A 12,925-nucleotide genomic window follows, 5' to 3' on the forward strand; every position below is an offset into this window, starting at 1 on the left:
CTGGGCCTTTTTACCTATCTCTGTGCCGCCAACGCAGCGCGACCGTTCGCTAAACCCACGCACCCTTGCGCATCAACGGCTCCGCGGTTCCATCCGCTGCAATGCCGTCCACGTCCATCTCCGCCGAACCGATCATCCAGTCCACGTGGATCAGGCTCTCGTTCGCGCCCAGCTTCGCCAACTCCTCCGAGGTCATCTTCTCGCCTCCGATCAGGCACGTCGAATACGCCTGCCCCAGCGCAATGTGGCTCGCCGCGTTCTCGTCGAACAGCGTGTTCCAGAACAATATCCCGCTCTCGGCGATCGGTGAGTTGTGCGGCACCAGTGCCACCTCGCCCAGCCGCCGCGCGCCGTCGTCGGTCGAGATCAGCCGATTCAGCACGTCCTCGCCCGCCGTCGCCCTCGCTTCGACGATCCTGCCGCCCTCAAACCGCACGGCGATGTTCTCAATCAAGGTGCCCTGGTGCGAGAGCGGCTTCGACGCCTTCACCACGCCGTCCACGCGGTCCTTGTGCGGAGTCGTAAAGCACTCCTCCGTCGGAATGTTCGGCTGGCAGTACACACCGTTGCCCGCAGTCGTTCCGCCGCCCGCCCACAGATGATTGTCCGCAAGCCCCACCTTCAGGTCCGTGCCGCCATCGGCCGACTTGAAGTGCAGCGCCGCATACCGCTTCGCATTCAAAAACTCGACGCGTTTCTTCAACCGTTCGCCATGCTGCTTCCACTCCGCGACCGGGTCGTCGACGTTCACACGCGAGGCCGCGAAGATCGCCTCCCACAGCTTCACCACCGCAATGTCTTCACGATCGTCCGGAAACACCAGCGTCGCCCACTCCGGCGTCGCCGCCGCGACGATCGTCCAGTTGATCTCGTGGCGCGTAATCAGTTCCATCGCCGGCTTGCCCGCCTTCGATGCCGCGACGTTCGCGCGCGAGACCTTCTTCGGGTCCTGCTTCGACAGCAGCGCCGGGTTCGCGCCCGCGATCGCCAGCCGCGCCGCGCCGCTACGGAAGCCATTCGCAACGCCCTCCTGCAACCACGCAGGAGCATAATCGAAGCTCGCATCCTGCGCATGCTCATAGCGTGCCAGCGTGCTCGGATCGTCGGCATAGAGCGTCGTCACCAGCAGCGCGCCTGCCTTGTAAGCCTGCTCTGTGATCTTGCGCGCCAGCGGCAGGGCCTCCATCGGGGCCGACATAATCAGCTCCTGCCCCGGCTTCAGTCCAAGACCGACCTTCACAGCGACCTCAGCCAGACGGTCCAGCTTCTCATCCAGCGAAAGGGCGGCAAACTTCTTCGCGACAACTACCTCAGCTACGCTCATCGTTTTCTTTACCTCTACTTCTTGGACGCACAAGGCTTTCCAGTCGTCATTCTGAGCCGTAGGCAAAGAACCTCAGTAGTGCGCCTTTGCTGTGCCTTTGGCTTATACGCTTTAGAGCGGTTCAGACCTGCGTGTAGATGTCCTGAAAGTCATAGCAGCCCCGCCGCGTCGACAGCCACTCCGCTGCCCGCACCGCACCCTCGGCAAAGCCGCGCCTTGAGCTTGCGTCATGCGTCAAAATCAGCTTGTCGACGGCGCTTTTCGCTTCAAGCACATGCAGACCCGCGGCGTCGCCCACGCGATGCGCCCGGATCGGAACATCGGCCACGCCCGTCGCCGACCTCACCACCTGCGCCAGCGAGAGTGCCGTACCCGAAGGCGAATCGAGCTTCGTCACATGGTGCGTCTCTTCGATCTCGAAGGTGTAGCCCGAGGTCTTCAGCAGCTCGCCCATCTTCCTCGCCATCTGAAACATCACCTGCACGCCGATGGAGAAGTTCGTGCCGTAGACCAGGCCCGCCTGCTTGCGCTCGACCAGATCGCGCGCCTTGTCCAGCGCGTCGTACCAGCCCGTCGTTCCCACCACCATCCTCGCGCCCGTCGCCAGCACCGCGCGCATGTTTTGCACCACGGCCTCAGGGGTCGTGAAGTCGATCACCACGTCGAAGCCCGCGACAAACGGAGGCGTCAGCGCAGCGGCGTTCGCGTTCTCCTTCGCGTCCAGCACATGCACGCCGTGGCCGCGCTCGGCGGCCACCTCGGCGACAAGCCTGCCCGTCTTCCCCTGCCCCAGCACGAGTACCCGCATCGCAAGTTCCCTTCTTAAGCCTTACTCTCTGCCGGAACGCGAGCCGTTACATCGAAGATCGCCGCATCCGGATCGGCGAAGAAGTGCCTGTGCAGGCTGCGCACCGCCTCCTCCACGTCCTCTTCATCGATCATGAAGCTCATGTTGATCTCGCTCGCGCCCTGCGAGATCATCCGCAGGTTCACATGGCTCACCGCGGTAAACACCTGGCCGGCGATGCCGTTGTGGCCGCGAATGTCCTCGCCCACCATGCAGATCAGGGCCTTCGAGCCCTCCATCTTCACATCGGCGATCTTCGACAGCTCCTCGCAGATCTCCGGCAGCCGCTCGTTCGAGTCCACGCTCAGCGAGATGCTCACCTCGCTCGTCGAAACCATATCGATCGCGCACTTGAAGCGGTCGAAGACATCGAAGACAGCCTTCAGATAGCCGTGCGTCATCAGCATACGACTGGCGACGATGTCGATGATCGTCAGCTTCTTCTTCGCCGCGATGCTCTTGAACGGACTCTTGCACGGCGGAGCGACGGCCGTGATCTTCGTACCCTCGTTCTCCGCGTTGCGCGAGTTCAGCACCCACACCGGGATGCTCTTCTGCACCGCGGGCAGAATCGTAGCCGGATGCAGCACCTTCGCGCCAAAGTACGCAAGCTCCGCCGCCTCTTCAAAGCTGATCGTCTTCACGCGCAGCGCATCAGGCACAATACGCGGGTCGGTCGTCATGATGCCGTTGACGTCCGTCCATATCTCGATCGCGCCCGCGTGCAACCCGCCGCCAACCAGCGCGGCCGTGTAGTCGCTGCCGCCGCGTCCCAGCGTCGTCGTGATGCCCTCGGCGTTCGATCCGATAAAGCCGCCCATCACCGGCGTCTTGCCCGCCTTGATCAGCGGCAGCACCAGCTCCATCAGCTTCGCCTCAATCGGCGCCTCGAGCGGCGCGGCCTTGCCGTAGTTCGAATCCGTAATGATGCAGGTCCGCGCGTCCACATGCGTGCCGTCGAGCCCGCGCTGATCGAACGCAGCGGCCACCATGCGACTCGAAAGCCGCTCGCCGAAGCTCACCACCAGATCGCCCGTCCGCGGAGTCAGCTCACCTACGGCGGCAATGCCGCGCAGCAGATCGTCCAGCGCGTCGAACTCCTGATGCACCGCCACCTGCAACGCCTGAAACCGCTGCTCGTCGAGCAGATCGCCCGCCGTGTCGATGTGCCGGTGACGCAGCCGCGAGCTGATCGCCAGCGCGCCCGCCTTGTCTCCACGCCCCGCCGCGGCCGCTGCCGCCAGAAGCTGGTCCGTCACCTTCGCCATCGCCGAGACCACGACGACCGCCTCGAGGCCCTTCTTCCTGCGTCCCGCAACGATCGCCGCCGTGCGGTTCATCGCCGTGGCATCTTCCACCGATGTGCCGCCAAACTTCATCACCACCAACTGCTCACGCGCTACGCTCAAGCCAGCACCGCCTGACTCTCTCCCGTCGGCACACCCAGCTTGGCCAGCCGTCCCGTCCGCGCCAGGATCTCGGCGTTCAGCACCGCCGCGCCCGCCGCGCCGCGAATGGTGTTATGCGACAGCACAACAAACTTCCAGTCCAGCAGCGAGCACTCGCGCAGACGGCCCACCGTCGCCGCCATGCCGTTGCCGCGCATGCGGTCCAGCCTCGGCTGCGGACGGTCCACCGCCGCGTCGAACTCCACCGGCTGCTCCGGCGCCGTCGGCAGGTTTTGCCCGCGCAGCGGATTGAACTCCGCCCACGCCGCCAGGATCTCCTCGCGCGTCGCCTTCTTCTTGAACTTGATGCTCACGCACTCCGTGTGGCCGTCTTCAACAGGAACGCGGTTGCAGTGCGCGCTCACCTTCGCGTCCAGCATCTCCACATGGTCGCCGCGGCTCTTGCCCAGCAGCTTGCCGACCTCCTCCTGCATCTTCTCCTCTTCGTTCTTAATGAAGGGGACGACGTTGCCAAGGATGTCGAGCGAAGGCACACCCGGATAGCCCGCGCCCGAGATCGCCTGCATCGTCGAGACAAACAGGCTCTCGATGCCGAAGCGCTCCTCCAGCGGCTTCAGCGCCAGCACCAGGCCGATTGCCGAACAGTTCGGGTTTGTCACAATGAAGCCGCCGCTCTCGCGACGCCACGACTGCGTCTCCAGCAGCTCCAGATGCCCGGCATTCACCTCGGGCACCACCAGCGGAACATCCTTCACCATGCGGAAGGCGCTCGAGTTCGAGATCACCGCGCAGCCCGCCGCCGCAAACTTCGGCTCCAGCTCGCGAGCAATGTCCGCGTCCAGCGCAGCAAAGATGATCTTCGGCAGCTCGCCTTCGCACAGCTCCGGCACATTCGGCTGCACCTTCATCGCCGCAATCTTCGCCGGCAGCGGCGTATCGAGCTTCCATTTGCACGCCTCGCCATACGTCTTGCCCGCACTGCGGTCGCTGGCAGCAAGCCACGCAATCTCAAACCAGGGGTGATTGTGCAGAAGTTGAATGAATCGCTGACCGACCATGCCGGTCGCGCCAAGAATGCCTACCCGTCGCCGTTCCATAGTTTTTTAAGAATAACGCGGACGCCGCGCGCCGCGCCATTCCCGTCCGAAAACCGGCACGACGAAGATGGCATCGTGTCGGGCCCGTTCTGGCCGCCGAACCCGCGACTACCTGCCGCCCCCTTGCTTCCACACCCGCCTGCGCCGGTAGGTGTTCCCTCCGCCTGCCCACACCAGCAGCGCAACCGCCAGGTGAAACACGAACCAAAGCCCCACCCCCCGATCCAGATAGATCAGGTACAACACCAGCGCGCGAGGCACGACAACGGCAAACAGCAAGGGAACCGGCCCCGTCAGATGAAACGGCGCCAGGATCCCATCAAGCCACGCCACCGCGAGCGACACCCTCGGCAAAAACAGCGCGAAGACCATGAACCAGGACGGCAGCCGGTGTGGAACAAACGCCAGGCCTGAACTGTCCTCTATCTGCTGCCACAGCATCGCCGCCAATTCCATTCAGCCCGGCCCCCCGTTCACTTCATCGAGTACGTCAACTCCGCAGCTGCCTGTCCACGGGGAACGAGCGTCACCTTCACCGTCTGCTCGCCCAGCTTTTCATGGACGGCAGCCAGTGTATACGTACCCGGCGGCAGACCGGAGATATCAAATCGCCCATCCGCATCCGTCACCGCAAAAAACGGCGTCGCCGACACATGGATGAACGCATGCATCCAGGGATGGCGCTTGCAATGCACCGGCATCATGATCTCCGGCGTATCGAACTTCCGCTGCTCGGGCGCGCCCTTGGCCCCCTGCGATACATCCACCGCCGGGTTGCCGTGCGGCATGGTATGGATGTTGTGCATTGTCCCGTCGGAGTTGCGAAACTCCACCGTGCCGCCCTTCATCACCGCCACCACATGCGGAACATACCTGCAGCCCACCTCGTCCAGCACAATCGGGGCCTGCGCAGCGGGCGCGGCAGCATTCATCACCTCCGGAGGCCCGTCTTTCACGTAGACATAGACGTTCGCCAGACCGCCGTTATGAATCACATACTGCTCGTCCAGGTTAATGCCGCCCACAATCGAGCACACCTGATCGTGGCTCATGTCGATCTTCGACCGCACCGGGGCCTTGCCCTTGAAATGAACGACGCCCAGCACCGAACCCGTCGCCGGCCCGGCAACTTTCGGTTGCGCGGGCTCCTGCGCCTTCGTCCCTTTGCCAATCAGCGCGCCGCTGCGCACCGCACTATCGGGTTTGCACCCCGCAAGCCCAACGGCCACGGCAGACACAAGCGCCAACGCCATCCCAGCGGCGAACCCCGCGCGCGCCGATCGTTCGTTCCGTTTCGCCAAAGCTACTTCGCCGCCGCCGGAGACTCCATCGCCGCCAGCACCGCATCCGCGAACGCCTTCGTTCCACCCGTCCCGCCCACATCGCGCGTCAGCACCTTGCCCTCGCGATACACCTGCTCGATCGCCCCCTGCACGAGCTCGGCGGCCTCCGCCTCGTTCAGGTGATGCAGCATCAACACCGCCGATTGCAGCAGCGCCGTCGGATTCGCCTTGTCCTGACCGGCAATGTCGGGGGCCGACCCATGCACCGCCTCGAAGATCGCGCACTCCGCGCCAAGGTTCGCGCCCGGCACAAGCCCCAGGCCACCGACAAACGCGCTGCAAAGATCGCTCAGAATGTCGCCGTACAGGTTCTCCGTCAGCAGAATGTCGTACTGGTACGGGTTCAGCACAAGCTGCATGCACGTGTTGTCGACGATGTGCTCCTTGTACTCCACCGCCGGGAACCCCGCCGCCACCTTGCGGCAGCAGTTCAGGAACAGGCCGTCCGACAGCTTCATGATGTTCGCTTTGTGGATCGCGTGGACCTTCTTCCGCGAATGTTTCTTCGCGTAATCGAAGGCGAACTGCGCAATGCGCGTCGAACCCTTGTCGGTGATGATCTTCAAGGACTGCACCACGCCCGGCACAATTACATGCTCGAGCCCCGCGTACAGGTCCTCCGTGTTCTCGCGCACAATGATCAGGTCGATGTCCGGGTACTTCGTCTTCAAACCCGGCAGGCTCTTCACCGGACGGAAGTTCGCATACAGCTCGAACTTCTGCCGCAGCGTCACGTTGATCGAAGCAAACCCGCCGCCCACCGGTGTCGTCACCGGCCCCTTCAGGGCCACGCGGTTCTGTTCGATCGACTCATACAGCGCCTTCGGGATGTACTCGCCCGTCTGCGCGAAGGCGTCGGCGCCCGCCGCGAACTCGTGCCACTCGAACCCCACGCCCGTGGCCGCTCCCGCCGCCTCCAGAATCTTCACCGCCGCGCCAGAAACCTCCGGGCCAATACCATCGCCCGGAATCAATGTAATTTTGTGTGTCTTCTTGCTCGCCATACTCTCCTGTTTCAACAAAACTAAATGATTGAAGTGTCATCCTGAGCGAAGCGACCAGCGGGAGCGCAGCCGAAGGATCTGCATTTTATTGAGCGATAAAGATGCGTCCCTTAGCGCCTCTTCTTCTCTTTGCCGTTCAACAACTCCTCAAGCTCCTGCTTGAACTCACTCACGTCCTTGAAGTCCCGATAGACGCTGGCGAACCGGATATACGCCACCGTGTCAATTTCCTTGAGCCGCGTCATGATCAGCTCACCGACCTCCGAGGTCGACCGCTCGCGCTCCGGCGAATCGACGACATACGCCTCCGTCTCGTCCACAATCTGACCCAGCTTGCCCGCCGGCACCGGACGCTTCTCGCACGCATGCAGAAGCCCGCTCAGCACCTTCTGGCGGTCGAACTTCTCTCTCCGGCCGTCCTTCTTGACGACCATGTAAGGGATCTCATCGATGCGTTCGTACGTCGTAAACCGTTTGTTGCAGCCTTCGCACTCGCGACGCCGGCGGATGGAGTCCGCCTCCTTGCTCTCGCGCGAATCCACCACACGGTCCTGAATAAAGCCACAATAGGGACACTTCATCGCAATGCCTTGATTCTAGCAGCGATTGCCGGCAGCCCACGAAACCGGCGCCCCATCTTCGCGACGGTTTTATCGTCGCTAAGGTGGACATTCGCCCGGGTGCCCCATCCTTCGCGAAGCGAAGGGTGGGATGAACCAATCGCGCGCCCCATCGACACAACCGGATGCCCCATCGCGCCAAAGGTGCGACCCCTACTCTCCCACCGCCTCGATCTCTTTACCCGCCTCTTCGCTCTCTTCGGCGATCTTCTTCAAACTCACATGATCCATCCGCGCACAAAGCAGTCCAGCCGGAATGATGCAAAGGAACGTCACGGCCAACAGCATCGCTCCGCACGCCGTCGCCGCCTCAATCGGCGCTCCATAGAACGCGTGCATCGCCGCGGCGGTTACCGCAATCTGCGTGAACCACCCCACGATCGGCAACTGTAGCAGGCTGCCGCCAATCGACGCCGCCATCAATAACATCGCGCGCGAGAACGTCAGGTTCGCCAGCTCCGGCGTGTTCACAAATGCGTGCGCCGTCTGCACATAAGCCGAAGCAATCATCCCCCACATCAGCAGCGAGATCGCCGAAACCACCGCAAGCTCGCGACCGCTTTTCAATCCCTTCAGACCATCGCGAAAACCCACAATCTTGTCTGCGATGCTGTCGCCAATCGACTTCGACACTGGCCTCAGTATCCCCCGCGCAAACCCGGCCACCGCGCCGCCCGCCACGCGAATGACGCCCGCAAAGATGGCTATAGCAACCGTCACCAGCAAGCTCATGCGCCCTACCTTCATAAACAGCGCATAGTCCGGCGTGTCCTTCGGAGCGAACGCCAGCGCGGAAGAAAAGATCAGCGCCGCCGCCCCAAGGTCGAACATCCGCTCCAGCGTGTAGACCGCCATCTGCGAGCTCAGCGTCAACCCCAGCTTGCGCGCCACCAGGTAAGGCCGCGAAAGATCGGCCAGCCGCCCAAACAGCGCCACCGCCGTAAACCCCGTGAACTGCGGCCCCACCAGCGGCCCCACACCGACATCCTTCATCGGCTTGACGAAGACGCTCCACCGTATCGCGCGCAGCCAGTACGTCGAGTAAATCAGCAGGATTCCCGCCATCGCATGGCCTCGATGCACATGGTGCAACTGCTGCCAGAACATCGCCCAGTCGAAGTGGATGCGGTCGCGGTACAAAAACGTCACCACCGCGGTCCCCGCCACGAGGACCGCCCACACTACCGTGCCGCGGCTCTTCATCACGCTCACCTGGACTCGGCCACCTGCGCCCCGGCCCGCGCCATCTTCTTCCGCCGATTGAACTCCCGGATCACCCGCGCCACATACACCTGCGTCTCGCGATAAGGAGGCACGCCGCGATACCTGTCCACCGCCGCCGGCCCCGCGTTGTAGGCCGCCAGCGCCAGCGCGACGTTGTCGTGATACCGCGTCAGCAACTGGTCCAGATACGCCGAACCGCCGGCGACATTCTCCTCCGGCTTGAACGAGTCCGTCACGCCAAGCTCGGTCGCCGTCTTCGGCATCAGCTGCATCAACCCCTGCGCTCCCACGCGCGAAACCGCCCGCACCTGCCCGCCGCTCTCCGCCCGCACCACGCTCGCCAGAAGGTCTTCGTCAATGTTGTGCGCATCGCCCGCATGAGACAGCATCGTATGCATCTCTGCCTTCGACAAAGAGCTATCGCTTATCGAAAACTTGCCCTTTGGAAGGAGCGTGGCTTTAGCCGCGCCATCAACGGCGTTGAACGAAAGGGGCTTTAGCCCCTGAGGTACAGGAGGATCGGGGATTCCCTCAACCCTGGCCACAGCATCCGAAGCCACTTCCAGATAATTCCCCTCACCGGTGGCAGACGTCTGCGCAAGATACAGCCTTACCTTGTCGCCCACAATCTCGCGGCGAGAGCAATCCATCTCGAACCCGTTCTTCAGAACGACATGCTCCATCGCTCGCGCAAGAGGGCAAACCGTAGCCACAACCGCCAGCACGGCCCATCCGCGACATATCCATCTCTTTGAAGAACGCAGCATTGACACACTAAAAAGCCTACCACCGCAGGACCGGCGGAAGCCTTCACCTGCCACTAACGTGCCATAGGCACCGCCAACTCGCCATCCAACGCCGCCTCCAACGCCACAGCGACGCCATCCTCGTCGTGCCGTTTGCCCAAGGCCCACCCACGCGCAGCCGCAACCTCTTTCAAATCATCGGGAGCGTTCCCCATCAGCACCGCGCCGTTCGCCGCCTCCAGCATCGAGACGTCGTTCCAGTTGTCCCCGATCGCCAGTATCTCCTCGCGCTCCACGCCGCGCATCCGGGCCAGGTTCATTACCGCATTGCCCTTGCTGCAACCGCCGGGCAGTATGTCCACGATGCACAGGTCGCGCTCCGGATACTCCGTCCGGTGCAGCGCCGCCTCCGCATATGACACAGCACCTTCGCTCAGCTTCGGTTGCTCTCTACCAATCTCACTTCGTCTCAGCCCCGAGCCCATGCCACACACCTTCGGATCGGACAGCAGCCTCTCTGCGGCCTCGCGCATCCGCTCGATCGTTCCGCACAGCATCATCTGGATCAGCCCTTCGCGCCCAAAAGCGTCTTCCATCGGCACCACACGCTCGATGAACGGCTCATTGGCAGCCATCCACTTGCCGATGCTGCCGTTCAGCTCCTCCATCTCTTCCACCACCAGCGTGCCGCGAGTGTCCTCGCCATTTGCCAGCACGCGATCGAAGGTTGCCAGCAGCGAACTCCGGAACTCTCCCATATGCCCGCATAGCCACTCCGCTGTGCTGCGCCCGAGCAGCGTCCGCTCCAGCAGCCGCGCCCCAACCGTCCTCACCACCGCGCCGTTCGAGCTGATCAGACCGTTCTCGTCCTTCAGCCCCAGTCCGCGCAACACCTTCATCGCATAGTTGTGACGCCGCCCGGTGGCAATGACGACCTCCACCCCTGCCCGCTCAGCGGCCTTCAGCGCCGCCAGGTTCCGCACACTCACCTGGCCGTCGCCACCCAGCAGCGTGCCATCCATATCCACCGCCACCATACGAATCCGTCGGCTGCTCATCGTCCTATTCTCTCATCGCACAACAAGTCGGGAACGAGCTTCGCCTCTATAAGAAGCAACGAATCCGGGTGCCCCATCTTCGCCGCGGCTTTTATCGCGGCTAAGGTGGGACAATCGCGCGCTAGCGCGATCCGCCTCGAGTACCATCAATCCATGCCGCGCATCACATCGCTCGAGTGCTCCCGCTGCCATCACCACGTCTCCGCCGACACCCCGCAGACCGTCTGCCCTAAATGCGCAGGCTCCCTCTACGTCCGCTACGACATGGACGATCTCAAGCGCACCGCGCGCCGCGAAGACATCACGGCAAAGGCCGACGCCAGCACAACCTCATTAGGCATGTGGCGCTACTCCTCCGTCCTGCCTGACGTCACTCCCGTCACTCTCGGCGAAGGCTGGACACCGATGCTGCACTCAAAGCGCTACCCCGGCCTCTACATCAAAGAAGAGGGAGCCAACCCTACCGGCGCCTTCAAGGCCCGCGGCCTCTCGCTCGCCGTCACCATGGCGAGACACTACGGCCTGCAACACCTCGCCGTGCCCTCCGCTGGCAACGCCGCAGGAGCGCTTGCCGCCTACGCCGCAGCCGCAGGAATAGCCGCACACATCTTCATGCCGCAGGACGTCCCCTTCGCCAACTACGTCGAAGGCATGGTCTACGGAGCCGACGTCAACCTCATCGACGGCCTCATCTCCGACTGCGCCCGCATCGTTGGCGAGCGCATCAAGCAGCAGAAGGAATCCAACACCCCCGCCAGCGAAACCTGGTTCGACGTCTCCACCCTTAAAGAGCCCTTCCGCGTCGAAGGCAAAAAAACCATGGGCTACGAGCTCGTCGAGCAGCTAGGCTGGACCTACCCCGACGCCGTCTTCTATCCCACCGGCGGGGGCGTCGGCCTCATCGGCATGTGGAAGGCCTTCGAAGAGATGGAGCAACTCGGCTGGGTCGATCTATCGAAAACCGGGGGAAAACGCCCAAAGATGTACGCCCTCCAGGCCGCAGGCTGCGCCCCCATCGTTACCGCCTTCGACCAGCACAAACCCGCCAGCGAGTTCTTCCCCAACGCCGACACCTTCGCCGCCGGCCTCCGCGTCCCCAAGCCCTACGGCGACACCATCATCCTCGACATCCTCCAGCAGTCCGGCGGCAAGGCCATCGCCTCCGACGACAAGGCCATCCTCAAGAGCATCCTCGACTACGGCCGCAACGAAGGCATCTTCCTCTCGCCCGAAGGCGCAGCCGCCACCGCCGCCTACGACCAGCTACTTAGGACTGGAGAACTAAAACCCACCGACAAGGTCGTCCTCTTCAACACCGGAGCCGGCCTCAAGTACACCGACATGACCGCCGAGGCCATGCACCTTCGCCGCCCCGGCACCCTGCCCACCAGCCTTCCCGTAGGGGGCATCATCACCCCGCAGTAAGGAAGAATGAATGCCAATATCGCCTCATTTCGCTTGTGCCGAACCCGAGCCAGAAACGGTGATCTGCCGGTTCTTAAGCTTTTCTAAATTTTGGGATCTTTTTGCGAATGAAGAACTTTACTTTTGCCGAACGGACCTACTAAAAGAGGCAGACCCTCAAGAAGGTCTACCTCCTGAAGAATATGCAAGGTCGATGCTCGGTTTAACTCGGTATGACCTTAACGATGAATTGTCGCTAAACCACCATTTGGCGTCTGATCGGCAATTCAGCGAGTCATATTACATCAATTGCTGGCAGTTATATGAGGCAGAAACCCTCCATATGTGGAAGACCTATGGAGCAGGTGTTTTGGTCTTTTCGCGCTTCGGTCTGTTACGAAAATCAATTGACTCATTCCTCGACGTTGTCCATGTCGGTAAAGTCAGGTACGGCGAAAAGGACCTGCGGGGTTACAACCTATTGGACCTCTTATTTACAAAACGTCAGCACTTTGAAAATGAGCAAGAGCTTCGCATTGTGATCGAGTGTTTTGATCCAGTCGCAGGAATTAATCGACATTTCGATTTGGACAATTTTCCTCATCGAGAACCGCTTGATGCAATCAACCCCATCCATGAATGGGTGCATACATACAAAAGGCGTCGAATCGACCTTCGATCTATCGTTACCGAACTCCGGGTATCTCCTTGGGCGACTGACGAGCAATTTGACGAGGTTCGCTTATGGTCACGAGCAAAGAATCTCTCCAGTCCCGTCAAACGCTCCGAGCTTTGGAGTTCTTTTACTCCCACCTCTAATGAATTGCAGCTATAAACCTTCTCGCGCCG

General features: G+C 62.1%; 13 protein-coding genes. 2 read left to right on the forward strand and 11 right to left on the reverse strand.

Annotation, left to right across the window (positions count from 1 at the left end; genetic code table 11):
* Positions 1-49 precede the first annotated feature (49 nt).
* The 11 genes from JSS95_13985 to JSS95_14035 form a co-directional block, all read right to left on the reverse strand.
* Complete coding sequence (locus JSS95_13985; GenBank protein MBS1800921.1) at positions 50-1,324, reverse strand: aminopeptidase; 1,275 nt, start codon at positions 1,322-1,324, stop codon at positions 50-52.
* Positions 1,325-1,445: 121 nt separating this feature from the next.
* Complete coding sequence (locus JSS95_13990) at positions 1,446-2,132, reverse strand: 4-hydroxy-tetrahydrodipicolinate reductase (GenBank protein MBS1800922.1); 687 nt, start codon at positions 2,130-2,132, stop codon at positions 1,446-1,448.
* A gap of 14 nt (positions 2,133-2,146) precedes the next feature.
* Entirely contained in the window at positions 2,147-3,550 is a 1,404-nt protein-coding gene (gene lysC / locus JSS95_13995; GenBank protein MBS1800923.1) for a lysine-sensitive aspartokinase 3, read from the reverse strand.
* A 26-nt stretch (positions 3,551-3,576) separates the two neighbouring features.
* On the reverse strand, positions 3,577-4,677 hold the full coding sequence (gene asd, locus JSS95_14000) for an aspartate-semialdehyde dehydrogenase (GenBank protein MBS1800924.1): 1,101 nt from the start codon (positions 4,675-4,677) through the stop codon (positions 3,577-3,579).
* A gap of 108 nt (positions 4,678-4,785) precedes the next feature.
* Positions 4,786-5,118: a hypothetical protein gene (locus JSS95_14005; GenBank protein ID MBS1800925.1), complete on the reverse strand. Its 333-nt coding sequence runs from the start codon at positions 5,116-5,118 to the stop codon at positions 4,786-4,788.
* 32 nt (positions 5,119-5,150) lie between these two features.
* Complete coding sequence (locus tag JSS95_14010) at positions 5,151-5,930, reverse strand: hypothetical protein (protein ID MBS1800926.1); 780 nt, start codon at positions 5,928-5,930, stop codon at positions 5,151-5,153.
* Positions 5,931-5,980: 50 nt separating this feature from the next.
* Complete coding sequence (locus JSS95_14015; GenBank protein MBS1800927.1) at positions 5,981-7,024, reverse strand: isocitrate/isopropylmalate dehydrogenase family protein; 1,044 nt, start codon at positions 7,022-7,024, stop codon at positions 5,981-5,983.
* Between the two features lie 110 nt (positions 7,025-7,134).
* Complete coding sequence (gene nrdR, locus JSS95_14020) at positions 7,135-7,605, reverse strand: transcriptional repressor NrdR (GenBank protein MBS1800928.1); 471 nt, start codon at positions 7,603-7,605, stop codon at positions 7,135-7,137.
* 192 nt (positions 7,606-7,797) lie between these two features.
* Positions 7,798-8,847 (reverse strand): flippase-like domain-containing protein, encoded by a 1,050-nt coding sequence (locus tag JSS95_14025; GenBank protein MBS1800929.1) that lies wholly within the window; start codon positions 8,845-8,847, stop codon positions 7,798-7,800.
* Between the two features lie 5 nt (positions 8,848-8,852).
* On the reverse strand, positions 8,853-9,635 hold the full coding sequence (locus JSS95_14030) for a lytic transglycosylase domain-containing protein (GenBank protein MBS1800930.1): 783 nt from the start codon (positions 9,633-9,635) through the stop codon (positions 8,853-8,855).
* A 53-nt stretch (positions 9,636-9,688) separates the two neighbouring features.
* Positions 9,689-10,672, reverse strand: coding sequence for an HAD-IIB family hydrolase (locus tag JSS95_14035; protein MBS1800931.1), 984 nt, complete (start codon positions 10,670-10,672; stop codon positions 9,689-9,691).
* 153 nt (positions 10,673-10,825) lie between these two features.
* Between JSS95_14035 and JSS95_14040 the strand changes: the two genes are divergently transcribed.
* Both JSS95_14040 and JSS95_14045 read left to right on the forward strand, forming a co-directional pair.
* On the forward strand, positions 10,826-12,097 hold the full coding sequence (locus JSS95_14040; protein ID MBS1800932.1) for a threonine synthase: 1,272 nt from the start codon (positions 10,826-10,828) through the stop codon (positions 12,095-12,097).
* A 10-nt stretch (positions 12,098-12,107) separates the two neighbouring features.
* Entirely contained in the window at positions 12,108-12,911 is an 804-nt protein-coding gene (locus JSS95_14045; GenBank protein MBS1800933.1) for a hypothetical protein, read from the forward strand.
* Positions 12,912-12,925: the final 14 nt, after the last annotated feature.

The sequence above is a fragment of the Acidobacteriota bacterium genome (assembly GCA_018268895.1).
In the GTDB taxonomy this organism is placed as follows: domain Bacteria; phylum Acidobacteriota; class Terriglobia; order Terriglobales; family Acidobacteriaceae; genus Edaphobacter.